The 24,990-nt window shown below is 63.2% G+C and carries 22 protein-coding genes and 1 tRNA gene; 17 read left to right on the forward strand and 6 right to left on the reverse strand.

Going from position 1 to position 24,990, the window contains the following annotated elements:
* The first annotated feature begins 114 nt into the window (after positions 1-114).
* The 14 genes from CK220_RS16980 (at position 115) to CK220_RS17045 (ending at position 15,257) form a co-directional block, all read left to right on the forward strand.
* Positions 115-735 (forward strand): NADH-quinone oxidoreductase subunit J, encoded by a 621-nt coding sequence (locus tag CK220_RS16980; protein WP_066998787.1) that lies wholly within the window; start codon positions 115-117, stop codon positions 733-735.
* 1 nt (position 736) lies between these two features.
* Positions 737-1,045, forward strand: a complete 309-nt coding sequence (gene nuoK / locus CK220_RS16985) for an NADH-quinone oxidoreductase subunit NuoK (RefSeq protein WP_066998791.1) — start codon at positions 737-739, stop codon at positions 1,043-1,045.
* 11 nt (positions 1,046-1,056) lie between these two features.
* Complete coding sequence (gene nuoL, locus CK220_RS16990) at positions 1,057-3,030, forward strand: NADH-quinone oxidoreductase subunit L (RefSeq protein ID WP_095812629.1); 1,974 nt, start codon at positions 1,057-1,059, stop codon at positions 3,028-3,030.
* On the forward strand, positions 3,030-4,535 hold the full coding sequence (locus CK220_RS16995) for an NADH-quinone oxidoreductase subunit M (protein ID WP_095812630.1): 1,506 nt from the start codon (positions 3,030-3,032) through the stop codon (positions 4,533-4,535). Before nuoL ends, CK220_RS16995 begins: the two co-directional genes overlap by 1 nt.
* Positions 4,536-4,548: 13 nt before the next feature.
* A complete protein-coding gene (nuoN, locus tag CK220_RS17000; RefSeq protein ID WP_095812631.1) occupies positions 4,549-5,985 on the forward strand; it encodes an NADH-quinone oxidoreductase subunit NuoN in 1,437 nt (478 codons plus the stop codon).
* Between the two features lie 4 nt (positions 5,986-5,989).
* Positions 5,990-6,811 carry a biotin--[acetyl-CoA-carboxylase] ligase gene (locus CK220_RS17005; RefSeq protein ID WP_095812632.1) on the forward strand — a complete coding sequence of 274 codons (822 nt, stop codon included), beginning with the start codon at positions 5,990-5,992 and terminating at the stop codon, positions 6,809-6,811.
* Positions 6,812-6,847: 36 nt separating this feature from the next.
* The gene (locus CK220_RS17010; RefSeq protein WP_095812633.1) at positions 6,848-8,518 is read left to right on the forward strand and encodes a ribonuclease J; all 1,671 of its coding nucleotides are present in this window, start codon (positions 6,848-6,850) and stop codon (positions 8,516-8,518) included.
* Between the two features lie 93 nt (positions 8,519-8,611).
* Positions 8,612-9,016, forward strand: a complete 405-nt coding sequence (gene mce, locus CK220_RS17015; protein ID WP_095812634.1) for a methylmalonyl-CoA epimerase — start codon at positions 8,612-8,614, stop codon at positions 9,014-9,016.
* Entirely contained in the window at positions 9,013-9,297 is a 285-nt protein-coding gene (locus tag CK220_RS17020; protein WP_095779752.1) for a DUF1467 family protein, read from the forward strand. The genes mce and CK220_RS17020 overlap by 4 nt, the downstream gene beginning before the upstream one ends.
* A gap of 576 nt (positions 9,298-9,873) precedes the next feature.
* Positions 9,874-11,199, forward strand: coding sequence for a proline--tRNA ligase (gene proS / locus CK220_RS17025; RefSeq protein WP_095812666.1), 1,326 nt, complete (start codon positions 9,874-9,876; stop codon positions 11,197-11,199).
* The gene (locus tag CK220_RS17030) at positions 11,199-12,482 is read left to right on the forward strand and encodes a lipoprotein-releasing ABC transporter permease subunit (RefSeq protein ID WP_095812635.1); all 1,284 of its coding nucleotides are present in this window, start codon (positions 11,199-11,201) and stop codon (positions 12,480-12,482) included. Before proS ends, CK220_RS17030 begins: the two co-directional genes overlap by 1 nt.
* Positions 12,479-13,162 carry an ABC transporter ATP-binding protein gene (locus CK220_RS17035; RefSeq protein WP_176477841.1) on the forward strand — a complete coding sequence of 228 codons (684 nt, stop codon included), beginning with the start codon at positions 12,479-12,481 and terminating at the stop codon, positions 13,160-13,162. Before CK220_RS17030 ends, CK220_RS17035 begins: the two co-directional genes overlap by 4 nt.
* Before the next feature lie 343 nt (positions 13,163-13,505).
* Positions 13,506-13,937: a hypothetical protein gene (locus CK220_RS17040; RefSeq protein ID WP_095812636.1), complete on the forward strand. Its 432-nt coding sequence runs from the start codon at positions 13,506-13,508 to the stop codon at positions 13,935-13,937.
* A gap of 501 nt (positions 13,938-14,438) precedes the next feature.
* Positions 14,439-15,257, forward strand: a complete 819-nt coding sequence (locus CK220_RS17045; RefSeq protein ID WP_095812637.1) for a glycosyltransferase family 25 protein — start codon at positions 14,439-14,441, stop codon at positions 15,255-15,257.
* Positions 15,258-15,508: 251 nt separating this feature from the next.
* Here CK220_RS17045 and CK220_RS32925 read toward each other — a convergent pair whose 3' ends face one another.
* Both CK220_RS32925 and CK220_RS17050 read right to left on the reverse strand, forming a co-directional pair.
* Positions 15,509-15,739, reverse strand: coding sequence for a LysR substrate-binding domain-containing protein (locus CK220_RS32925; RefSeq protein ID WP_348629663.1), 231 nt, complete (start codon positions 15,737-15,739; stop codon positions 15,509-15,511).
* A 1-nt stretch (position 15,740) separates the two neighbouring features.
* Positions 15,741-16,346: a LysR family transcriptional regulator gene (locus CK220_RS17050; protein WP_348629664.1), complete on the reverse strand. Its 606-nt coding sequence runs from the start codon at positions 16,344-16,346 to the stop codon at positions 15,741-15,743.
* 273 nt (positions 16,347-16,619) lie between these two features.
* Here CK220_RS17050 and CK220_RS17055 point away from each other — a divergent pair, with 273 nt between their 5' ends.
* Together CK220_RS17055 and CK220_RS17060 are read left to right on the forward strand one after the other, a co-directional pair.
* Positions 16,620-17,495, forward strand: a complete 876-nt coding sequence (locus tag CK220_RS17055; RefSeq protein ID WP_095812667.1) for a DMT family transporter — start codon at positions 16,620-16,622, stop codon at positions 17,493-17,495.
* 431 nt (positions 17,496-17,926) lie between these two features.
* A complete protein-coding gene (locus CK220_RS17060; protein WP_095812668.1) occupies positions 17,927-19,117 on the forward strand; it encodes a site-2 protease family protein in 1,191 nt (396 codons plus the stop codon).
* Between the two features lie 10 nt (positions 19,118-19,127).
* On the opposite strand, the gene lipB is transcribed toward CK220_RS17060, so the two are convergent.
* Complete coding sequence (lipB, locus tag CK220_RS17065; protein ID WP_095812638.1) at positions 19,128-19,871, reverse strand: lipoyl(octanoyl) transferase LipB; 744 nt, start codon at positions 19,869-19,871, stop codon at positions 19,128-19,130.
* Positions 19,872-20,054: 183 nt separating this feature from the next.
* On the opposite strand from lipB, the gene CK220_RS17070 reads away from it, so the two are divergent.
* A tRNA-Leu gene (locus tag CK220_RS17070) sits at positions 20,055-20,139 on the forward strand.
* A 143-nt stretch (positions 20,140-20,282) separates the two neighbouring features.
* Here CK220_RS17070 and CK220_RS17075 read toward each other — a convergent pair.
* The 3 genes from CK220_RS17075 to sucD form a co-directional block, all read right to left on the reverse strand.
* Positions 20,283-22,967 carry a phosphoenolpyruvate carboxylase gene (locus CK220_RS17075; protein ID WP_095812639.1) on the reverse strand — a complete coding sequence of 895 codons (2,685 nt, stop codon included), beginning with the start codon at positions 22,965-22,967 and terminating at the stop codon, positions 20,283-20,285.
* 66 nt (positions 22,968-23,033) lie between these two features.
* Positions 23,034-24,002, reverse strand: a complete 969-nt coding sequence (locus tag CK220_RS17080) for a D-glycerate dehydrogenase (RefSeq protein ID WP_095812640.1) — start codon at positions 24,000-24,002, stop codon at positions 23,034-23,036.
* A gap of 88 nt (positions 24,003-24,090) precedes the next feature.
* Positions 24,091-24,990 (reverse strand): succinate--CoA ligase subunit alpha (sucD, locus tag CK220_RS17085; protein WP_095812641.1); only part of this gene is annotated, 900 nt, incomplete at its 5' end.

Here is a 24,990-nt window from a genome sequence, read left to right on the forward strand (position 1 = left end):
TTTCAACCCGATCGGAACATGCGATAGGAACACGCAACTTTGCCAGCCGGAGGCGGCGGCGACATCGAGCAGGGGCGCTGAGCCAGTGTTCGGACAGGAACCCGAGGGAACCCCATGCTGAGTGGACTAGAGGCGGTCTTTTTCTACCTCTTCGCCTTTATCGCCGTGGCGTCGGCCTTCATGGTCATTTCGTCGCGCAACCCTGTGCATTCGGTGCTGTTCCTGATCCTGACCTTTTTCAACGCCGCCGGCCTGTTCATGCTGACCGGTGCCGAGTTCCTGGCGATGATCCTGCTCGTCGTCTATGTCGGCGCAGTGATGGTGCTGTTCCTGTTCGTGGTCATGATGCTCGACGTCGACTTCGCGGAGATGAAGCAGGGCGCGCTGCAATATGCGCCGATCGGCGCGCTGGTCGGGCTGATCCTGGCGGCGGAGCTGATCGTCGTGCTCGGCGGCTACAGCTTCGCGCCGCAGCTTGCCTCGACGGTGGCGAAGGCAACGCCGGACCTCGCCGCGCGCTCCAACACGGCGGCGCTCGGCGACATCCTCTACACGGACTATCTCTATTACTTCCAGATCGCCGGCCTCGTGCTTCTGGTCGCCATGATCGGTGCCATCGTGCTGACGCTGCGCCACAAGGAAGGCGTCAAGCGGCAGTCGATCGCCGCCCAGGTCGGCCGCACGCCGGCAACGGGCATGGAAATCCGCAAGGTCAAGTCGGGCGAGGGTATCTAAGATGGTCGTCGGCATCGCGCATTATCTGACCGTATCGGCGATCCTGTTCACGCTCGGCGTGTTCGGCATCTTTTTGAACCGCCGCAACATCATCGTCATCCTGATGTCGATCGAGCTGATCCTGCTCGCGGTCAACATCAACTTCGTCGCCTTCTCGGCGGCGCTGCATGACCTGGTAGGGCAGGTGTTCGCCCTGTTCGTGCTGACGGTCGCCGCGGCGGAAGCCGCGATCGGACTTGCCATTCTTGTCGTCTTCTTCCGCAACCGCGGCTCGATAGCGGTCGAAGACGTGAACCAGATGAAGGGTTGACGGGAACAACCATGTACCAGGCCATCGTCTTCCTTCCGCTGCTCGGCTTCCTGATTGTCGGCCTGTTCGGCAATTCGCTCGGCGCCAAGGCATCCGAATACATCACCTCCGGCTTCCTAGTGATCTCGGCGGTGCTGTCGTGGATCGCCTTCTTCACCGTCGGCTTCGGCCATGGCGAAGTGTTCACCGTGCCGGTGCTGCGATGGATCCAGGCCGGCGGGCTCGACGCCGCCTGGGCGCTCAGGATCGACACATTGACGGTGGTGATGCTGGTCGTCGTCAACACCGTGTCAGCGCTGGTCCATATCTATTCGATCGGCTACATGCACCACGATCCGAACCGGCCGCGCTTCTTTGCCTATCTGTCGCTGTTCACCTTCGCGATGCTGATGCTGGTGACGGCCGACAATCTGGTGCAGATGTTCTTCGGCTGGGAAGGCGTCGGCCTCGCTTCCTATCTGCTGATCGGCTTCTGGTACAAGAAGCCCTCCGCCAACGCCGCGGCGATCAAGGCTTTTGTCGTCAACCGCGTCGGCGACTTCGGCTTCGCGCTCGGCATTTTCGGCGTGTTCGTGCTGTTCGGCTCGGTCAATCTTGGCACCATCTTCGCCAATGCCGCCTCCTTCGTTCCGGCCGAAGGTGCCGAGCATGGCGCGGCGGTGCTCAACTTCCTAGGCTACGCACTCGACAAGCATACGGCGCTGACGGTGGTCTGCCTGCTGCTCTTCATGGGCGCCATGGGCAAGTCGGCGCAGGTGCCGCTGCACACCTGGCTGCCCGACGCCATGGAAGGCCCGACGCCAGTCTCGGCGCTGATCCACGCAGCGACCATGGTTACGGCCGGCGTGTTCATGCTGGCGAGGCTCTCGCCGCTGTTCGAGCTGTCGCATTCGGCGCTGACCGTCGTCACCTTCATCGGCGCCTTCACCGCGTTCTTCGCGGCCACCGTCGGCCTTGTCCAGAACGACATCAAGCGCGTCATCGCCTATTCGACCTGCTCGCAGCTCGGCTATATGTTCGTGGCGCTCGGCGTCGGCGCCTATGGCGCGGCGATCTTCCATCTGTTCACGCATGCCTTCTTCAAGGCGCTGCTGTTCCTCGGCTCTGGCTCGGTCATCCATGCCGTCTCCGACGAGCAAGACATGCGCCTGATGGGCGGGTTGAGGACGCTCATCCCCAAGACCTACTGGATGATGGTGATCGGCACGCTGGCGCTGACCGGCGTCGGCATCCCGGCGACGGTGATCGGCACCGCCGGCTTCTTCTCCAAGGACGCCATCATCGAAACGTCCTTTGCCAGCCACAACGCGGTCGCGGGCTTTGCCTTCGTGCTGCTCGTGATCGCCGCCGCCTTCACCAGCTTCTATTCCTGGCGGCTGATCTTCATGACGTTCCACGGCGAGCCGCGCGCCAGCCACGAGGTCATGCATCACGTGCATGAATCGCCGCCGGTGATGCTGGTGCCGCTCTATGTGCTGGCTGCCGGCGCGCTGTTTGCCGGCGTCATCTTCCACGGCGCCTTCATCGGCGAGGGCTATGCCGAGTTTTGGAAGGCCTCGCTGTTCACGCTGCCGGACAACCACATCCTGCACGAGATCCACGAATTGCCGTTGTGGGTGGAACTGGCTCCGTTCATTGCCATGATCATCGGCTTTGCGATCGCGTGGAAGTTCTACATCCGCTCGCCGGAACTGCCCCGAAGCGTCGCCGCCAACCATCGCCTGCTCTACGGTTTCCTGCTCAACAAGTGGTATTTCGACGAGCTCTACGACTTCCTTTTCGTGCGGCCGGCGAAGCGCCTCGGCCGGTTCCTATGGAAGACCGGTGACGGTGCCATCATCGACGGGCTCGGCCCCGACGGCATCTCGGCGCGCGTCGTCGACGTCACCAACCGCGTCGTCAAATTGCAGACCGGCTACCTCTACCACTATGCCTTCGCCATGCTGATCGGCGTGGCCGCTCTCGTCACCTGGATGATGCTCTGATGACCGACTGGCCAATCCTCTCGCTGGTCACCTTCCTGCCGCTGGTTGGTGTTCTGCTCATTCTGCCGATCAGCGACGACAGCGAAAACGCGCGTCGCAACATCCGCTCGATCGCCTTCATCACGACGGCGTTCACCTTCGTGGTGTCGCTGTTCATCTGGAAGGGTTTCGACAATTCGCAGGCCGGCTTCCAGTTCATCGAGAAGCACGCCTGGCTGGATTCGGGCATCTCCTACCATATGGGCGTCGACGGCATCTCGATGCTGTTCGTCATCCTGACCACCTTCTTGATGCCGCTCTGCATCCTGGCCTCGTGGGATGCGATCGAGAAGCGGGTCAAAGCCTACATGATCGCCTTCCTGATCCTCGAGACGCTGATGATCGGCGTGTTCTGCGCGCTCGACATCGTGCTCTTCTACGTCTTCTTCGAGGGCGGCCTGATCCCGATGTTCATCATCATCGGCGTCTGGGGCGGCAAGCGGCGCGTCTATGCCTCGTTCAAGTTCTTCCTCTATACGCTTGCCGGCTCGGTGCTGATGCTGCTCGCCATCATGGCGATGTTCTTCCAGTCCGGCACGACCGACATCACCACGCTGCTGACGCATAACTTCCCGGCCAACATGCAGACTTGGCTGTGGCTCGCCTTCTTTGCCTCCTTCGCGGTGAAGATGCCGATGTGGCCGGTACACACCTGGCTGCCCGACGCGCATGTCGAGGCGCCGACGGCGGGTTCGGTCATCCTGGCCGGCATCCTCTTGAAGATGGGCGGCTACGGCTTCCTGCGGTTCTCGCTGCCGATGTTCCCGCTGGCATCGGAGATGTTCGCGCCGCTGATCTTCACGCTCTCCGTTGTCGCCATCATCTACACCTCGCTGGTGGCGCTGATGCAGGAGGACATGAAGAAGCTGATCGCCTATTCGTCGGTCGCCCATATGGGCTTCGTCACCATGGGCATCTTCGCGATGAACCAGGAGGGCGTGCAGGGCGCGATGTTCCAGATGCTCAGCCATGGCCTCGTCTCCGGCGCGCTGTTCCTGTGCGTCGGCGTCATCTACGACCGCATGCACACGCGCGAGATCGACGCCTATGGCGGGCTGGTCAACAACATGCCGAAATACGCGACAGCGTTCATGATCTTCACCATGGCCAATGTCGGGCTGCCGGGCACCAGCGGCTTCGTCGGCGAGTTCCTGACCATGCTCGGCGTGTTCCGGGTCAACACCTGGGTGGCGTTCTTCGCCGCTACCGGCGTGATCCTGTCGGCAGCCTACGCGCTCTGGCTCTACCGCCGCGTGATCTTCGGCGCGCTGACCAAGGAGAGCCTGAAGAACCTGCTCGATCTGTCGACGCGCGAGAAGGCGATCATCTACCCGCTGGTGGTGCTGGTGATCTTCTTCGGCGTCTATCCGGCGCCTGTGTTCGACGCCACCACGCAGTCGGTCAAGGCGCTCGTCACCAACGTCACCGCATCCATCAATTCCGCGCAGACCGCGGCGGCGAACTGACTGGGGAAACACCATGACGCCGGACCTTCTCACCAGCCTTTCGCTCTCGACGCCGGAACTGATCCTCGCCGTCGGCGCGCTGGCGCTTCTGATGGTGGGCGCCTATTCGCGCTCCAACAACACCATGACGGTGACCGGGCTCGCGGTCGCGGTGCTCGTGATCGCCGGCCTGTGGCTGGCTATCTCCGCCGGCGAGGGGTCTGCTTATGACAGCGCCTTCGTCCAGGATTCCTTCGGCCGCTTCATGAAGATGCTGGCGCTGATCGGCTCGGCCGTCACGCTCGTCATGTCGATGCGCTTTGCCAGGCAGGAGCATTTCGACAAGTTCGAATATCCGGTGCTGATCGTGCTGTGCACGCTCGGCATGATGCTGATGATCTCGGCCAACGGCATGATCGGCCTCTATCTCGGGCTCGAGCTGCAGTCGCTGGCGATCTATGTGCTGGCGGCGATCAACCGCGACAATGTCCGCTCGACCGAGGCCGGCCTGAAATATTTCGTTCTCGGCGCGCTGTCGTCGGGCATGCTGCTCTATGGCATCTCGCTGGTCTACGGCTACACCGGCAATACCGGCTTCCACGAGATCGCGACGGCGCTGGGCAGCGGCGAACGCCAGCTCGGCCTTGTCTTCGGCCTGGTCTTCGTGCTCGCCGGCCTCGCCTTCAAGATCTCGGCGGTGCCGTTTCACATGTGGACGCCGGACGTCTATGAGGGCGCGCCGACCCCGATCACCGCCTTCCTGGCCGCCGCCCCGAAGATGGCGGCGATGGCGCTGATCGTGCGCGTCACCATGGGCGCCTTCAAGCCGATCGCCGCCGACTGGCAGCAGATCATCGTCTTTATCTCGATCGCCTCGATGGCGCTCGGCGCCTTCGCCGCGATCGGCCAGACCAACATCAAACGGCTGATGGCCTATTCCTCGATCGGCCATATGGGCTACGCGCTGGTCGGCCTTGCCGCCAACAGCCAGGCCGGTGTGCGCGGCGTGGCGATCTACATGCTGATCTATCTGGTGATGACGCTCGGCACCTTCGCCTTCATCCTCGCCATGCGGCGCAAGGAGGGCAATGTCGAGCAGATCGGGGATCTGGCGGGCCTCGCCTCGACCAATCCCATCATGGCGACCATCCTCACCATCCTGATGTTCTCGCTGGCCGGCATCCCGCCGCTCGCCGGCTTCTGGGGGAAATGGTACGTGTTCCTCGCCGCCATCAACGCGCATCTCTATGCCCTGGCGATCATCGGCGTGCTGGCTTCGGTGGTGGGCGCCTACTATTACCTGCGCATCATCAAGATCATGTGGTTCGACGAGCCTGTCGGCGGCTTCGTGCCGATGGCCAGCGAGCTGCGCCTCGTTCTCGGCGTCAGCGGCGCCTTCGTGCTGTTCTACGTGCTGATCGGCGGGCCGATCGGCAACTATGCCGAAGCCGCCGCCAAGACCTTCTTCTGACGGGATGGCATTTCGGCTGGCTCCAACCGCGACGTCGGAGGGGTTCCGGCTCGAGGCCCATGACAGCGTCGGCTCGACCAACGCGCTGGCGCTCGAGCACGCGCGGGCTGGCGATCCGGGAAAACTCTGGGTCGTTTCGAAGAAGCAGGAAAGCGGACGCGGTCGGCGCGGCCGCGCCTGGGCGACGCCTGAGGGCAATCTGGCGGCGACGCTGCTTCTGGTTCCGAACGGCGAGCTGCGGCTCGCCGCGACGCTTGGCTTCGTCGCCGGGCTTGCACTTGCCGATGCGCTCGACGCCGTCGTTCCGCAAGGCCGGATCGCCGTTGGCCTGGACGGAGCCAGCGAAGGACGCAACCGCTTCGAGCTGAAATGGCCGAACGACGTGCTCGCCACCGGCGCCAAGCTTGCCGGCATCCTGCTGGAATCGACCCTGCTCGAAGCCGGCCGTTTCGCGGTTGCCGTCGGCATCGGCGTCAACGTCGTGGCGTATCCCGAGAATCTGCCTTATCCGGCGACGTCGCTGCAGGCGCTGGGCGCCAATTGCGATGCCGAGATGCTGTTCCTGGCGCTCTCGGATGCCTGGAGCGAGAATTTCAGATTGTGGGACGACGGGCGGGGGCTAGGCGCGATCAGGAAACGCTGGCTGGCGCGCGCTGCAGGGCTCGGCGGCGAGGTTGCTGTCAGAATTGACGGCAATGTGGTGCGCGGCGTCTTCGAAACCATTGACGCGGACTGCCGTTTCGTGATCCGCGACGATGACGGAACTGTTCTGACGATCGCGGCCGGCGACGTGCATTTCGGCGCGGTTGCGTCGGCGCGGATTTGATTGGCTTGGCCCAACTGGCCAGGAAGGAAAGGATTCATGGCGAATACTGAAAACGCCGAACTCGTCTTCGCGCCGCTCGGCGGCGTCGGCGAGATCGGCATGAACTTCGCCCTCTATGGCTACGGGCCCGCGGACGCGCGCGAATGGATTGTCGTCGATGTCGGAGTCACATTTCCGGACAGCGCGCATCCGGGCGTGGATCTGATCCTGCCCGACACACGCTTCATCGAGGAGAACCTCGACGGCTTGCGCGGCATCGTCATCACCCATGCGCATGAAGACCATTACGGCGCGCTGCTCGATATCTGGCCGAAGCTCAAAGTGCCGGTCTGGATGACTCCGTTCACCGCCGGGCTGCTGGAGGCCAAGCGGCAGGGCGAGCAGAACGCGGCAAAAATCCCGGCAATGATCTACAGGGCCGGCGAGACGTTCACGATCGGGCCGTTCGAGATCGAGGCCATCCCGGTGGCACACTCGATTCCCGAGCCGATGTCGCTGGCGATCACCACGCCCGCGGGCACGGTGATACACACCGGCGACTGGAAGATCGATCCGGCGCCGACGATCGGCCCCAAGACCGACGAGGCGCGCTTCCGCGCTTATGGCGACAAGGGCGTGCTGGCGCTGATCTGCGATTCCACCAATGCGCTGAGGGAAGGGGAGTCGCCGTCGGAAGTGGCGGTCGGCGAGGGCCTCAAGGGCGTCATCGAGAATGCCAAAGGCCGCGTCGCGGTCACCACCTTTTCCTCCAATGTCGGGCGCATCGTTTCGATCGCCAAGGCTGCGCGGGATGCCGGCCGCCAGTGCCTGGTGCTCGGCCGCTCGCTAAAGCGCGTCATTGATGTCGCGACCGAACTCGGCTACATGGATGGCCTGCCGGAATTCATCGCCGAGGAGGATTACGGCTACATCCCGCGCGAGAACCTGGTGGTCATCTGCACCGGCAGCCAGGGCGAGCCGCTGGCCGCACTCGCGAAGCTTTCGCGCGACGAGATGAAGTCGGTGGCACTGACGGCCGGCGACACGGTTGTATTTTCCTCGCGCACCATTCCCGGCAACGAGAAGGCGATCCTCGAGATCAAGAACCGGCTGATCGACCTCGGCATGAAGATCATCGAGGACGGCGACGCGCTGGTGCATGTCTCCGGCCATCCGCGCCGCAGCGAATTGCGCAAGATGTATGAATGGGTGCGGCCGCAGATCGGCGTGCCGGTGCATGGCGAGGCGGCGCATCTGGTGGCGCAGGGCTCGCTGATGTCGATGTCGGGCATCGGCCAGGTGGCACAGGTGCGCGACGGCGACATGTTGAGGCTCTGGCCTGGCCCGGCCACGATCATCGACCAGGTGCCGTTCGGCCGCCTCTACAAGGATGGATATCTGATCGGGACCGACCAGGCGATGGGCATACGCGACAGGCGCAAGCTGTCCTATGCCGGGCATGTCGCGGTCAACGTCGTGCTCGACGAGAAATACGAGCTTGCCGGCGATCCCGATCTGGTGGCGATCGGCGTCGCCGAGGCTGATGCCAGCGGCGAGACGCTGGAAGACCTGATGCTCGATGCGGCAATCGGCGCGGTGGACTCGATCCCCCGCCAGCGCAGAAAAGACCTTGACCTTGTGCAGGAGGCCGTGCGCCGCGCCGTCCGCGGTGCCGCCAACGAAGCCTGGGGCAAGAAGCCGCTGGTGACGGTGTTTGTGACTAGGTAGTGAATAGTGAATGGTGAATGGCATTCCGCATCTGCACCACTCGAAATTGGGCTTACCATTCACTATTCACCATTCACCACTACGGAACCTTGCATGCTCGGACGCCTGAACCACGTTGCGCTTGCCGTGCCGGATCTGGCTGCGGCGACAGCTGCGTATCGCGATACGCTGGGCGCTCAGCTGAGCGAGCCGCAGGCGCTGCCGGAACATGGCGTCACCGTCGTCTTCGTCGATGTCGGCAACACCAAGATCGAGCTGCTGGAGCCGCTGGGCGACGCTTCGCCGATCGCGGCCTTCCTCGCGAGGAACCCGTCGGGCGGCATGCATCATGTCTGCTACGAGGTCGACGATATCCTCGCTGCGCGCGACCATCTCAAGGCGAGCGGTGCGCGTGTGCTCGGCGACGGCAACCCGAAGATCGGCGCGCATGGCAAGCCGGTGCTGTTCCTGCATCCCAAGGACTTCTTCGGCACGCTGGTCGAATTGGAGCAGGCATGAACTGGGTTTCCTTCGTCGCACTGTTCTTCGTCACCTGGTGGCTGGTGCTGTTTGCGGTGCTGCCCTTCAGCCTGCGCACGCAGGATGAGGACAAGGACGTGACGCTCGGTACGGTCTCGAGCGCGCCGAAGGGACCGCATATGCTGCGCGCGGCGATCCGCACGACGATCGTCACCGCGATCGTGATCGGGATTTTCTACGGCCTGACGAGGGGGCTCGGCTTCGGCTTTGACGACATTCCGCACATCGTGCCGGACTTTACTCACACTGCCGGCCGCTAGCGCCCTGAACAGTTTCCGCAAGTATTCATCAGCCGGCGCCCGCGCTGGTTGAAATCGGAAGCCGGCTTCCGATTCAGCGGCTGGGTCAGGGTAATGCTGTTTGGCAGGTTGTTGTGCTAAGCAGATGATTGCACAAAAAAAATGCAAGGCACGAGGCCTTGCAATTTAAACGCGTCCGATCTGTTTCCGGTGTCCGGCGGCAGCGAGTAACCGCGCCTAGATCGCATCCTCCCAAGACTTTGACCGCGTAGGAGAGCAGATTTTTCTCCGCCCTCTCGGTTATCGGCGCACACTAGACCAAGGCAGGTGAAAATGTCACGAAGAATTTTGCCCCCAAATGGGCAATATCGTGCTGCACTGCACAATAGTGGGGCAGGCCTTGCTTGTGAATCGATCAAAAAGCCAGATGCGGCACTTTGGTGGCCAAAACGGGCCCTTTTGATCATGCGCAGAACGCCGCAACACTTTGGAGCGCTCGGGTTTCCATTCCGTCATGAAATGGCTATGAAGCCCGGGCAAGCAGCCTCGGTTGCGCCGATTCCCCGCGCCGCCATTTTTTCATTCACGGACCAGTCCATGCGTTTGTCGCGCTACTTCCTGCCCATTCTCAAAGAAAACCCGCGCGAGGCCGAAATCGTCTCGCATCGGCTGATGCTGCGCGCCGGCATGATCCGCCAGCAGGGGCAGGGCAGCTTCTCCTGGCTGCCGCTCGGCAAGCGCGTGCTGGACAAGGTCTGCCAGATCATCCGCGAGGAGCAGAACCGGGCCGGCGCGCAGGAAATCCTGATGCCGACGATCCAGTCGGCGGATCTGTGGCGCGAGAGCGGCCGCTACAATGACTACGGCAAGGAGATGCTGCGCATCAAGGATCGGCAGGACCGCGACATGCTCTATGGTCCGACCAATGAGGAAATGGTCACCGAGATATTCCGCGCCTACGTCAAGTCCTACAAGGACCTGCCGCTCAACCTCTATCACATCCAGTGGAAGTTCCGCGACGAGGTGCGCCCCCGCTTCGGCGTGATGCGCTCGCGCGAGTTCCTGATGAAGGACGCTTACTCCTTCGATCTCGATTTCGAAGGTGCCAGAGCCGCCTACAACCGCATGTTCGTCTCATACTTGAGGACGTTCACGCGCATGGGCCTGCAGGCCATTCCGATGCGCGCCGATACCGGCCCGATCGGCGGCGATCTGAGCCACGAATTCATCATCCTGGCCGAGACCGGCGAGAGCCAGGTGTTCTGCGACCGCGCCTATCTCTCGCTCGACGTGCCCGGCGCGGACACGGACTTCTCCAACGATGCCGAGATCGGCGGCATCGTGAAGAAGTGGACGTCTCCTTACGCCGCTACCGACGAGATGCATGACGAAGCGGCATGGGAGGAGGTGCCCGAAGGCGACAGGCTCTCGGCGCGCGGCATCGAGGTCGGCCATATCTTCCATTTCGGCGAGAAGTACTCCAAGCCGATGAATGCGAAGGTCACCGGTCCAGACGGCAAGGATCATTTCGCTTCGGGCGGCTCCTACGGCATCGGCCCGTCGCGACTGGTCGCGGCGATCATAGAGGCGAGCCATGACGAGAACGGCATCATTTGGCCGGAAGCGGTTGCGCCGTTCGATATCGGTCTGATCAACATGAAGGTCGGCGACGCAGAATGCGACCGCGTTTGCGACGAGCTCTACGCAGCGCTGACCTCGGCCGGCAAGGACGTGCTTTATGACGACACCGACCAGCGGCCGGGCGGCAAGTTCGCCACCGCCGACCTGATCGGCCTGCCCTGGCAGGTGATTGTCGGACCGCGCGGAGTGGCTAGCGGCGAGGTCGAGATCAAGAACCGCCGGAGCGGCGAGCGCGAGACTCTGCCGATCGCGGAGGCCCAGAAACGCCTGGGTGTCGCCTGATGAGCGAGGCGGCTGCAGCTCGATCGCCGGCAGGCGCCTTTTCAGGTTTCGAGCGCATGGTGGCGTGGCGCTACCTGCGTTCGCGGCGCAAGGAGACGGTGATCTCGGTCATCGCCTCGATCTCGTTCCTCGGCATCATGCTGGGCGTCGCCACGCTGATCGTGGTCATGGCGGTGATGAACGGTTTTCGCGCCGAACTGCTCACCCGCATCCTCGGCGTCAACGGTCATCTGATCGTGCAGCCGCTCGATTCACCGCTGGAGGACTATGCGCAGGTGGCGAGCCGCATCAACGGCGTTGCCGGCGTCAAATACGCCATCCCGCTGATCGACGGGCAGGTCCTGGCGCAAGGCAATGTCGGCGGCGGCAGCGGCGCGCTGGTGCGCGGCATTCGCGCCGAGGATCTCAACAAGATCTCGATTGTGTCCAGCAACATCAAGCAGGGCACGCTTGACGGTTTCGACACCGGCGATGGTGTGGCGATCGGCAAGCGGATGGCCGAGAATCTCGGGCTGGTGCTCGGCGACACCATCACGCTGATCTCACCGGAAGGCGACGTTACCCCGCTCGGCACCACGCCGCGCATGAAGGGCTACAAGGTGGCGGCGATCTTCGAGGTCGGCATGTCGGAATATGACAGCTCGATCGTCTACATGCCGTTCTCCGAGGCGCAGCTCTATTTCAACATGGACGGACGGGCGCAGACCATCGAGATCTATGTCGACAACCCCGACAATGTCGACGCGCTGAAGCCGTTGGTCGAGCAGGCGGCGCAGCGGCCGGTCGACCTCGTCGACTGGCGCCAACGCAACGAGACCTTCTTCTCGGCGCTGCAGGTCGAGCGCAACGTCATGTTCATGATCCTCACGCTGATCGTGCTGGTGGCGGCGCTCAACATCATCTCCGGCCTCATCATGCTGGTGAAGGACAAGGGCCACGACATCGCGATCCTGCGCACCATGGGCGCGTCGCGCGGCGCGATCCTGCGCATCTTCCTGATGACCGGGGCCGCGATCGGGGTCACCGGCACCGTCGCCGGCGTGCTGCTCGGCGTCGTCATCTGCCTCAACATCGAATCCATCCGCCAGTTCTTCTCCTGGATGACCGGCAGGATCCTGTTCAATCCCGAGCTCTATTTCCTCAGCCAGTTGCCGGCGAAGATGGACCCGCGCGAGACCACCTATGTCGTCATCATGGCGCTCAGCCTGTCTTTCTTGGCCACGGTGTTTCCGGCCTGGCGGGCAGCCCGGCTCGATCCGGTCGAAGCCTTGAGGTACGAGTGATGGCCGAAGCCATTATCGAGCTGAAGGGCGTCGAGCGGCACTATGTCCAGGGGCCGCGCAAGCTGACCATTCTGAACGGCGCCGACTTTTCGCTCAGGCGTGGCGAGATGGTGGCGCTGGTGGCGCCGTCGGGCACCGGCAAGTCGACGCTGCTGCATACGGCTGGGCTGCTCGAGCGGCCGGACGCCGGCGACGTGATCCTCAGCGGACGCGCCTGCGGCCGGCTGTCGGATGACGAGCGCACCGCTATCCGCCGCAACGATGTCGGCTTCGTCTACCAGTTCCATCATCTGCTGCCTGAGTTTTCCGCGCTTGAAAACATCATGATGCCGCAGCTGATCAAAGGGCTCGGCCGCAAGGAGGCGTCCGAGCGGGCGGCGCAACTGCTCGACTACATGCAGATCGGCAAGCGGGCGCAGCATCGGCCGGCCGAGCTCTCCGGCGGCGAGCAGCAGCGCGTCGCCATAGCACGCGCGGTCGCCAACGCGCCGCTGGTGCTGCTTGCCGACGAGCCGACCGGCAATCTCGACCCGGCGACCGCTTCTTACGTGTTCGATGCGCTGGAGGCGCTGGTCAGGCAGTCGGGGCTGGCGGCGCTGATCGCCACCCACAATCACGAGCTGGCCTCGCGCATGGACCGACGGGTCACGTTGGCCGAGGGCAAGGTGGTTCCGCTTTAGGGTGTGTCGAGGTCCAGGCGAGGCCGGCCTGCGGGCCTCCGCCGGCGCAAGCTCGGTGGACGCCTTTTCGAGGCAATCGCTTCAGATCGTCGATGCCCGCGCCGCCCCTCATTGCCCCGCCGGGCATTTCTCCCCGTATAGTGACGGCGCCCCCATCAATGATTGCGCCAATCTCCAGCGCAGCAGAATGGCAGCCGAGGCTGCAGCCAGCCGTTTCCGGCGGCGACGTGTGCAGAAACTGTTTGGTCGGCGCTGCTCAATTGTGTTTTGACTAGTTGATTGCAAGAGAGCGTAACATATCAGGTTCGCCCCAGAATGGGCGGACGAACTCAGGGAGGATGTTATGAAGATCAACCGACGTAATGCTCTTGCCCTTGGCGCCACCTCGTTGGCGGGCCCGCTATTGGTCGCAAAGCCCACTCCGGTCGGGGCCAAGGCCTACGGTCCGACCGATGGCAAAGAGATTTTTCCCGGCGTCCGGCTCGTCGAACTGGGAACAAGAGAATCCCATATCAAAGGGTACAAGACCATCGCCATGGAAGACGTCGTCTATCAGCCAAAGGGAACCAGCCCGCTGGGGGATGTCATGGCCGACGACATGGTCTGCACGGTAACCGAAGGCGAGCTGCAAGTCACGGCGGGAGACATGCAGTTCACGGCCAAGGAAGGTGACGTATGGAGCTGCGGCAAGGGTAGCACGAAGGAGGCCGCTACCAATAATGGGACAGTGGTCGCCGTAATGCGAGTTATCAATCTAAGGGGCGCCGCCGCATAGGAGAAGGCCGTAGGCAGCTCCAAGGCAAATTCAGCAAATCCTGAAACAAAGGCCGGGGCGAACTGTTTGCAAACACATCACACCCTGGCTACTCCGAACGCCCTCCCGCCGGCATCGGCCGGCGGGCTACCTTGTTACGTGCCGGCTCACTAAGCCGTGCGGACTTCGTCTTCTGTGGCAGAACATCGCTCGTCACCTCTTGATCAACTCAACTGAAGCGCGCTGTGGCGCCAGCCGCGTCAGTTGAGAAGCGGCAAGCAAGCATTGCCGCGACAATCGCAGATTTCATTTCCAAGCCCTCACCAGTCCCGCGACGCTATATGAGAGTCCACTAAAATCAGCACGTGCGCGGGTCGGTCAAAAATCAAATCCGCGTGACGCGAAAGCGCTTGGAGATCAACGGCTTGTGATGCGCCTCGCCCGGATTTTCCGGCGAGATTCGGAGTACGAGAAAGGGAACGACAGCAATGAATCTGGACTGGGTATTGGTCAGCAAAGGCCATGGAATCGTACGTCATCAACCTGGACCGCAGCCCCGACAGATTGAAGCGGATGGCCGATCGCCTCAACTCCATTGGACTAAGCTTTCAACGAGTCCCGGCGGTGGACGGTCGGCTGCTCAGCCCGGCTGAGATCGCGGACGTCAACAAGCCCGCCGCCGAGGCGGCCGCGATGACCCCGGAAGAGGTGGGCTGCTTTCTGAGCCACCGCAAATGCTGGGAGCGGATCGTGTCGGGCCCGGACGCCTACGGCTGCGTTTTCGAGGACGACATGCTGATATCCAAGCAAGCGGCTCTGTTCCTGGGTGGGGACGCCGGCTGGATTCCCAGGGACGCGGACATCGTAAAGATCGAAAAAGTTCCCGTAAGAGTGTGGCTTGACCGGGCGGTCTCTCCTCTGCCCGGCGCCTTCAAACTGGCGCTTCTGCGGAGCTTTTCTTTTGGGTCCGGCGGATACATCCTCTCGAGAGTGACGGCCGAGCGCCTATTGGCGGTCACAAGAGTATTCTCGGACGCGGTTGACCATGTGAAGTTCAACCCCGCCTGTGGAATAGCCGGCAGTCTGAAATCCTATCAGATGATCCCGGCCCTTTGCGTTCAAACACAGTGTTTCTATCCCAAAGGATCCAATTTGATCGAACCGCCGGCGCTCGCCGTGCACAGTGATCCTCGTTTTCCGGGGAACTTGATGGAGAGACCATGGCTGGAGCGAAAGGCACTGCAGGCGTTTCGTCGGGTGGGACACAAGCTGCGCCGACATTGGCGAACCGAGATCCTCTTTGCCGACGAGCCAAGTGCTTTCGGCCACAAACAAGCTTAGCCTAGCTCAACGTGTTCGTAGCGACACATTAGCTGGCCTCCATTCGTTTGCGCGACTATCAGGAGGAACGCGCTTGTGGGGGAAGACGCAACGTACGTTCAGAGATTCTCGGCGCGGAAAGGATATCACCAACCACGAGCACGGTGGGCAGACTGATAAGCGCTACTCACCATATTACCCGGACCTTCATTCCTGCTCTGAAAGAATACCGCGCACCGAAATTGTTGAACCTGTCTCGGCCATCCTTACCCTTAGATGGCCGCCGTGAATTCCCGGACTTCCTCAGCTATCCAAGTTCTGAACGCGCGTACTTTCGGATGCTCCTGATTGCCTATTCGGTAAACCAGATCGTATCCCCATTCAACTTCGAGCTTGGTGTGCGAAAATAGCGCTACCAGGCGGCCTGCCGCGAGATCTTCGGCGACCAGCACGCTGCGCCCGAGCGCCACGCCTTCACCCCGGATCGCTGCCTCGATGGACATGCTACCGAGGCTGTAGCCGGCCCCCCCGAGCCCTTGGGTAAGGCAACTCCATCGTGGAGAACCAGCGTTCCCAAGTCGTATTCATGCCGATCTCATGAATCAGCTGGCATTTGGCCAGATCGCCGGGAGATCGAAGCCCGCCCATGCGATCGCGATAGGCCGGCGCACCGACCGGGGAGACTGTTTCATTCATTATGCGCTCGGCCGCCGCAACGGGATATTGACCGTTTCCATAGCGCAGGGCGACGTCGACGTGACCAGTTGCGAAATCCACTGTAGCGTCGGTCACTTCCAGGTGGACCTCGAAGTCCGGGTATCGCGCCATCAATTTGTGCAAGCGTGACGTCAACCATTTGCTCGCGAAAGAGACGCCGGAGCTTATGACGAGCCTCGTCTCGTCGTTCTTGCGGCGAATGTTTTCCGCCTCGCGTGCGAGATCGGAAAGCAGACGGGTGACGGTGCTGAAAAAGGATGCACCCGCGTCGGTGAGTTCTATCCTACGGGTCATGCGGCGAAAGAGCTGAACCCCAAGATGTTCTTCGAGTGCCTTGACCTGACGGCTCACCGCGCCGTGGGTCAGATGAAGCTCCTCCGCCGCCAGCGTCATACTCAACCTCCTACCCGTCGCCTCGAAGGCGCGAAGGGTCTGAAGCGGCGGAAGCTGTTCGGGCGTACGAACTCGATGCGTGAGTTTTGCTGACACGTCCTGTGCGTACAAATGATTTGTCGTCGGGACTTGGCGGCCGGTACACATGACACAGGCGCACGCGCCTGCCAACCGAATCAATCAGGGCCGATCATGTCCCAGAACCCTAGCCCCGTGCTTCTTTCCCCCGTCGATATGTCGGCCCGCTCCTTATCCACCAAGAGCCTTGGCGCAATGCTGCTGCTCGCAGTCATGTGGGGCCTTTCGATCCCGATCACGAAGCTCGGCCTTGAAGCCATTCCGCCTCTGACGCTGACCGCGATGCGCTTCCTTGTTGCAGTCCCATTGTTTCTGATCCTGGCGGCGGGCCGGCTTCGCGTGCCGTGGCAAGCAGTTCCCAGCATAGTAGCGCTCGGCGTAATGGGCATCACCTTCGGCAACGTCGCGCAATCGTTCGGCGTACAGGGCACATCGGCTTCCGCCGGCACGATCATTTCGGCGACGATCCCGATCTTCATCGTGATCTTCGCGGCGATCCGACTCAAGCAGCCTGTAACAGGCCGGCAGTGGTTTGGTTTGTTTGCGGCCTTCGCCGGTATCGCGCTGGTCGCAATTGGGAGTGGATCGGGAGTCGATGACCTGTCCAAGACGACCGTTTCTGGTGTGGCCTGGATGCTGGTTTCGGCCGTATCCATCGCGTTCTATTACATCTGGAGCGCGGAGCTCACAAAGAAGTACGGCACCTTGCCGGTGGCTGCATGGAACGCCCTGGCCGGGCTGGTCGCAATCCTGCCCCTATCGGGCTGGGAGATAGCCCAGACGCCCTTGCACATCACCATGCAGGCAATTTGGGCCGTCGTATATCTCGGCGTACTGGTGACTGTCGCCGGGCTGCTTCTGTGGCTCTATCTTCTGCGGGCCGTCCCGGCCCGGATCGCTGCGAGCGTCCAGTATATTCAGCCGGTTTTCGGGATCGCCGCAGCGTCGCTTCTGTTTGGGGATCATCTCGGCCTGACCTTCGCGGTGGGCGTCGTCCTTATTCTGGGTGGCCTCGCTTTGGCAGTCGCCAACAAGCGGCCTGTCCCCGAAGCGGCGGTGCCGCACGAATAAGGTTAGATGGCTGCGCACAGGTCACAGGAGTGATTAACCCTTCATTCACCCTGCTAATTTCTCGACCTATCTCTGTAACCCCCTCGATCGTTGACATTCGAACAAAATTAGAACAAATTGGGAACATATTAACAACAGGAGAGTGGTATGGCCGATCTGGTTCAGGATGTCGTCTCGCTGGTCTGCATGAGCACCTTTCTCATTTCCATGGCGATCTGGATTGGCGCCATGTGATCAGGCGGCTCGCCGCAGCCCGTCTCGGGGCGCCAAGGGTCCGCCTCTCTTGGGATGGGGAAGAGCCCGTCCATTGTTAAGCTTTTCTTGGCCGCGCCGCCGCTAGGCTGCTTCCCGAAAACGGGGAGCAAAAGGCAGTGTCGGTCATCGCCGCGGTCACACTCGTGGCCGGAAATCTCGGACTGATCTTTCTCTTGATGAGGATACCGCTCGGGCTGCGCATGGTTGCGGTCAGCCGCGTGATCGAGGCTGACCGGAATCGCCTCTGGCAGGCGCTGTGGCCGTTCGGCGGCGACGCCGGCTGGTCGGGTGAAATCCTCTCTGCCGAACCTATGGACGGCGAGGGGACGGCGTTGATCAAGCTGTCATGGGAAGGGCGGGATGGCCGGCCGATTGAACGCCGGGTGCGGTTCGACGACGTGGTGGAAGGCAGCCGCTTCGCGATGCGCGTCATCGAGGACACGGCGCTCGATCCATCCTTTTGGGTCCACTATCGCGAAACCACCGAGCTTGTCCCGGAAGGCGGTGCGACGCGGGTTACGCTCACGCAAACCGACCGCTATCGCGGCGTCGCCTTCCTGATCTTCCGCTACTTCGCCATGCGCCGCGAGCTCGCCAAGCTGCAGGTCTGGGCGACAACCGAAACATATCGCAGGGGCGGCTGGTTCGAGCATCCGGTGAGCCAGATCGGCTTCGCCGTGCTTTCGGCCTTCATCCTGTGGCCGTTCTTCGGCCTCAACCTTGGCGGGCTGGCGCTGGCCGCGATCCTAACCTCGGTCGTGGCGCTGCACGAACTCGGCCACATGGCGGCGTTCCGCCTGACGGGGCATCGCCGGGCGCGCATGATCTTCATCCCGCTGCTCGGCGGCATCGCCATGGGCGGCAGGCCCTACGATAGCCGCTTCGAGGTGGCTTTCGTGGCTCTGATGGGGGCGGGCTTCTCAGCCTTCCTGGTGCCTCTGCTGATCGCCGCCAGCGGCCTTGCCGGCAGCGAAGGGCATCGCCTGGCGGCAGTTCTGCTGGCGACGCTTGCCGGCTGCGCGTCGCTGTTCAACATCGCCAATCTCGTGCCGGTGTGGAAGTTCGACGGCGGCCAGGTGCTGCGCCAGATCTGCCCGGGCCCGATCGCGCTGGCGCTTGCTTCCTTCCTGCTGCTGTTCGCCTTGCTGGCGCTCGGCTGGCGCGCCGGCTTCTCGCCCAGCTTCCTGCTCGTCGCCGGCGCGGTGTTTTCAGTGCTCAGCCTGCTCACGGTCGGAAGCGGCGTGAAGCCGCGTCACGAGCTGAAGCCGATCGGAGCTTTCGACCGCCTGGCCATGGCTGGCGCGCTGCTGGCGGTCTTTTCCATTCACGGCTATGGCGTGCTCTGGGCCTCAGCGCAGCTGATGTAGCCGCGCCGGATTAGCCTGCCTTTCGGGCCAGTTCGGCGACCGGGGCCGCGGCAGGTCCGAACACGCCCTCGAAGGCGGATTTCAGCGCCAGATCGAGGTCGGCCATGGTGACCGGAAGACCGAGGTCGACGAGGCTGGTCACGCCATGGTCCGAAACGCCGCAGGGCACGATGCCGCCGAAGTGGGAAAGCTCCGGCTCGACATTGATGGCAATGCCGTGAAAGCTCACCCAGCGCCTGAGCCTGATGCCGATGGCGGCGATCTTGTCCTCGGTGGGGGTGCCGTCAGGCAGGGCAGGGCGATCCGGCCGCACCACCCAGACGCCGACGCGATCCTCGCGGCGCTCGCCGCGCACATTGAAGGCGGCAAGCGTGCCGATGATCCAGTCTTCGAGCGCGGCGACGAAGGCGCGGACATCCTCGCGCCGGCGCTTCAGGTCGAGCATCACATAGGCGACCCGCTGGCCGGGGCCATGATAGGTGTATTCACCGCCGCGTCCGGCGGCGAAGACGGGGAAGCGGTCAGGGTCGATAAGGTCCTCGATGCGCGCACTTGTGCCGGCGGTGTAGAGCGGCGGATGCTCGACCAGCCAGACCATCTCGCCGGCAGTGCCATTGCGGATGGCCTCAGCGCGCGATTCCATGAAGGCAAGCGCATCCGGATAGGACGTGAGGCCGGGCTCGATGACCCACTCGACCGGCGCCGAACCGGCAAGGGGCAGGAACGACGTGGCGATCTGGCTGCGTTCTGTCATGGAACTTTCTCGATGCTTCCCTCATATGGCGGCAATTGGCTGAAACGTCCAGTTTCGGCCGGCCCGTGTCGAGGCTGTGGAGCATTGCGCCAGGAGCTTGCGAATATTCCGCACGGCACCCTTGTTTCGCCGGAAACGATTTGCTACAGGCCCCGGGCCGGACGGTTCCGGCTCCTACCACGTGCGGTCGTGGCGGAATTGGTAGACGCGCAGCGTTGAGGTCGCTGTGGGGCAACCCGTGGAAGTTCGAGTCTTCTCGACCGCACCATTCTCCCCCAAAAGGCATTCCTTGAATGAACCCGTGAGTCGGCGCGTCTGACGTTCTGCGGGCCAAAACAAAAGCGGTGCCAGATCCTGAGGACCGCGCCGCCGCCTTAGGTTTCCAGCCCGGCAGCTCTGCAAAAACCGGGCCTATCCCGTCCAGCCAAGGCCGGCCGAGATGCAATTGATCGATACGAGCAGAGCGTCGGTGGTCCGCTTTTGATCCGCCGTGCCGGTATTTGCCCGGACTTCACGCAGCAGATCGACCTGCAGCCGGTGGATGTCGTCCATTTGGCGCCGCAGATTGTCGAAACGCCGCTTGAACATCGGAAAGCGCGCGGAAAGATCGCCACCGGTGAGGTCACCGATCAGACGTCGCGTCAGCTCGTATTCGGCGCCGATGCGGGCGTAGATTCGCCAAGCTGCATCGCTGTCGGCTACCAGGCCGGCGTAGAGCTGCGCGATCTCCATGTCGGACTGGTAGAGCGTCTTCTCGGCCTCGTCGACGATCAGGCGGAAGAAGCGGGAGCGCTCGAACATGCGGGCCAGAAGCTCGCGCCCGGCCTCGCCGCGCACCGTGACGAAGGCGCTCAGCGCGCTGCCGATGCCGTACCAGCCGGTCAACAGATGACGGTTCTGGCTCCAGGCGAAAACCCATGGAATGGCGCGCAGGTCGGCAATGCCGCTAGCGCCGAAACGGCGATCCGGCCGTGAGCCCATCTTCAGGAGCGCCAGTTCCGCGACCGGGCTCGCCTGGTTGAAATAATCAAGGAAGCCGGGCTCGGCCATCAATCGGGCATAGGATGCCTGCGACATGCCCGCCAGAGCCTCCAGCGCTTCGTCGAACTCGGGCTTTTCCTTCGGCCCGACATCAGCGGGCGATCCGGCACTGTGGGCCAGAACGCCGGCGGCGAGAACCTCGAGCTGGTTGAGGCCGGTGCCGCGATTGGCGAATTTCGACGATACGACCTCGCCTTGCTCGGTTACCCGCATGGTGCCGGCCACGGTGCCATGCGGCTGCGCCGCGATCGCCCGGCCGGTCGGCGCGCCGCCGCGGCTGACGGAGCCGCCGCGACCGTGAAAGAAACTGATCCTGACCTTGTGCTTGCGCCCTATCGCGGCAAGGCGCTTTTGCGCTTTCGCCAGTTCCCAATTGGAAGCGAGGAAGCCGCCGTCCTTGTTGGAATCCGAATAGCCAAGCATGATTTCCTGGCGCGCGCCAAAATCGCGCACAGTCCGCCGCACCAGCGAAACGCCGAGCAAATCATTCAGGACGGCAGGAGCGGCCTGCAGATCGGCGATGGTCTCGAACAGTGGCACGATGCGCAGCCTGATTGTGCCGCTACTACCAGGGGCGGTCGAAAGTCCGCAATATTGCGCCAGCAGATAGACTGCGAGCAGGTCGTCGGCCGAGCGGGTCATGCTGAGCACGAACGAGCCGACGGCGTCGGCATCCGCGCCCGAATTGTGCTTAACGATGACAGAGAATGTCGAAAGCAGTTCAGCCGCCTCAGGCGAGAGCCGGTCCGCGTCGATCTCCAGTTGCTCGCCCTGGCTCAGGCTTGAGCGGATGCGCGCCGACCATTGCGGCGTGCCGGGTGCGACCGGGTCGGCGGGATCTGTCAGCGCAAACAGCTCGGCCAGGACCCGGTTGACGACCGTGGAGTTCTGCCGGATGTCGAGCGAGACCGTACGGAAGCCGAAGCTTCCGGCTTGCCAGATGAGGGGCTGGACGAAACGCTTGGCAACCGCGCGCCCCCCGATCGCTTCGAGAACGGACAACAGTGCGTTGAGATCGGCACGAAATGCCTCGGGCGAGAGGTACGCCGCCCCACCGCCGTCTCGCGTCGCCGCCAGCCGGGCAAGCATGGCCGAAGCGAATTGGCGAAGCGGTTCGTCGGGGTTGCGGGCGGCAATCGCTTGCGCCTGCCCGCTTTTATTAAGCGCCGTTTGCAGCACCGGCTTGAAGCTCGCCGGCAGGTCGATGACGTTGGAGCTGGCGCTGAGCACAGTCACCAGCCGCTGCACCTGCGCCAGGTACCAGCCCATGGCGGTATTGCGGTATTCGGTCATGGCATGAGCGGTGACAGCGGCCGTCACATTTGGATTGCCGTCGCGGTCGCCACCTATCCACGAGGCATAGCGCATGAAGGAGGGAATTCTGATCGGCTCTCCCGGATAGTGACGCTCGAACGCGCCTTGAAGTTTGCCATAGAGCTGCGGCGTTGCCTCGAAGATGACTTCGCGAAAGAAGTGCAGGCCCCAGGCGATTTCGCCCTCGACCGTCGGGCGCTCAAGTCGCAACTCGCCCGTCATCCACAGAAGCTCGATCTCGCTTTCCAGATCGGCGACCAACAGGTCGCGTTCGCGCGGCGCCCAGCGCGGCTGGTCGAGCTCGGTCAGCTTGCGATAGATGCGGCGATGGATCTCCAGCACCGTGACGCGTTTGGCCTCCGTGGGGTGCGCGGTCATGGTCGGCCCGACATATAGCTCATCGAGCATAGCCTGGACTTCCCCCGCCGAGCGCCCATTCGCCGCCATCTGCGCGACCACGCTGGCGAAGGACCCGGGCACCTCGTCGGCGCCCGCGCCTTGCTCGAGTTCGCGCCGCGCCCGCATGGCAAGCAACTCGTCGGCAATCGTCAGCAGCTGGAACCACACGCCGCTCGCCTGGAGCGCCGGGATGCGTTGTTCCGCGGCGAGGGAGACAAGCGACCGACGCCCGCTCAGAACGGCGGCGACCTCGGGCTCACGAGCGCTTGCTACCTGAAGCAGCAGGCGCAACAGAAGGCTGCGCTCGTCCTCGCGAAATTTGATGCGTCTGCTCTGTTCCACACCGCTTTCCTCGGCTGCATCGGTTGCAACTGTAGTAGCGCCTTGAAACGAGGGCGGCGCCGGCTGTCAGGCGACCCGATCGGGAACGGGCCGGCCTTCGAAGAAGGCAGTCAGGTTCTCCACCACCTTCATGCCCATCGCCACCCGCGTTTCCTCGGTCGCGCTGCCGAGATGCGGCAACAGCACGACGTTCTCCAACTGCTTCAGCGCCTCAGGAACGGCCGGCTCGTCGGCAAAGACGTCGAGACCCGCGCCCGCGATCTCGCGCCGTTGCAGCGCACCGATCAGGGCATCCTGGTCGACGACGTCTCCGCGCGCCGTGTTGATCAGGAAGGCGCCGCGTTTCATCAACCGCAGGCTTCGAGCATCGATGAGGTGGCGGTTTTCCGCGCCGCCCGGACAGTGCAGCGACACGAAATCGGATGCCTTGAGCACATCGTCCAAAGTCGCCATCTGCACGGCGCCCATGGTGCGCGTCTCGTCATCATCGACCGGCGATCGGTTGAAGAACACGATCTTCATGCCGAAGCCGAAATGCGCGCGCCTGGCCGTCGCCTTGCCGATGCGCCCCATGCCGACAATACCCAAGGTCTTGCCCGTCACTTTTGCACCAGCCATGTGCGTAGGCGACCAGCCGCGCCACTCTCCCGCCCGCAGCTGCCGCTCGCCTTCGCCGGTCCGGCGCGCGACGGCCAGCATCAGGCTGAGCGCAAGGTCGGCAGTGCAATCGGTCAGCACGCCAGGCGTGTTGGTCACCACGATGTCGCGGTCGCGGGCCGCCGCGACATCGATATGGCTGAAGCCGACGCCGAAATTGGCGATGATGCGGGTGCGGGCGGCGTTCTCGGGAAACACCGCAACCGGCAAGCGGTCGCTGACCGTCGCCAGGATCGCGTCAAAATGCGCGAAGGCGGCAGTCATCGCGGCAGGGCTCAGCGGCTCGTCGCTGGGGTTGAACTTCGTGTCGAAGCGCTCGGCGAGGATCGCTTCGACGGCGGCCGGCCATCTGCGGGTGACAATCAAACGCGGTTTCATCGAATTTCCTGCCGATCGATGGGCCGCCGCGACGTTTGCGCCGGCCCAGACTTCACATGTTGTGGACTATGCGGCCGTCGCCCGGCCGTTACGCCGCCTTCTTGGTCCGCGCCAGCGTGTCGGCCACGACCTCGCCGAAGGAGGCAGGCGTCGGCACGATGACGACGCCGGCTTCCTTCAGAATCTCGACCTTTTCCTGCGCCGACTCGCCGAAGGCGGAGATGATGGCGCCGGCATGGCCCATGCGGCGGCCCTTGGGGGCAGACAAGCCGGCGATGTAGGCGATCAGCGGCTTTCGCATGTTGTCGCGCGCCCAGATCGCGGCTTCGGCTTCCTGCGGGCCGCCGATCTCGCCGATCATCACCACGGCGTCGGTGTCCTCGTCGCGCTCGAAGAGCTGAAGGATGTCCTTGAAGGACGAGCCGTTGATCGGATCGCCGCCGATGCCGACGCTGGTCGACACACCGATCCCCAACGCCTTCATCTGCGAGGCGGCCTCGTAGCCCAGCGTGCCCGAGCGGCCGACAATGCCGACGCGTCCGGGCAGATAGATGCTGCCCGGCATGATGCCCATCAGCGCCTGTCCGGGCGTGATGACGCCGGCGCAGTTCGGGCCGACGAGCCGCATGCGGTCCTCGAAGCGGTAGCGGCGCATGTAGCGCTTCACCTGCATCATGTCCTGGGAGGGGATGCCGTCGGTGATGCAGACGCAAAGCTTGATGCCGGCATCCGCCGCCTCCATGATCGAATCGGCGGCGAAGGGCGGCGGCACGAAGACGATGCTGGCCTCGGCCCGGGTCTCGCGCACAGCGCCCTTGACTGTGTTGAAGACGGGCAGGCCAAGATGGGTCTGGCCGCCCTTGCCGGGGGTGATGCCGCCGACCAGTTTGGTGCCGTAGCGCTTCATGTCGTCGGCGTGGAAGCTACCGATCTTGCCGGTGAAGCCCTGGACGATGACGCGCGTGCTGCGGTTGAGCAGGATTGCCAT

Origin of the sequence: Mesorhizobium sp. WSM3860 (assembly GCF_002294995.1) — a bacterium.
Taxonomy (GTDB): Bacteria; Pseudomonadota; Alphaproteobacteria; order Rhizobiales; family Rhizobiaceae; genus Mesorhizobium.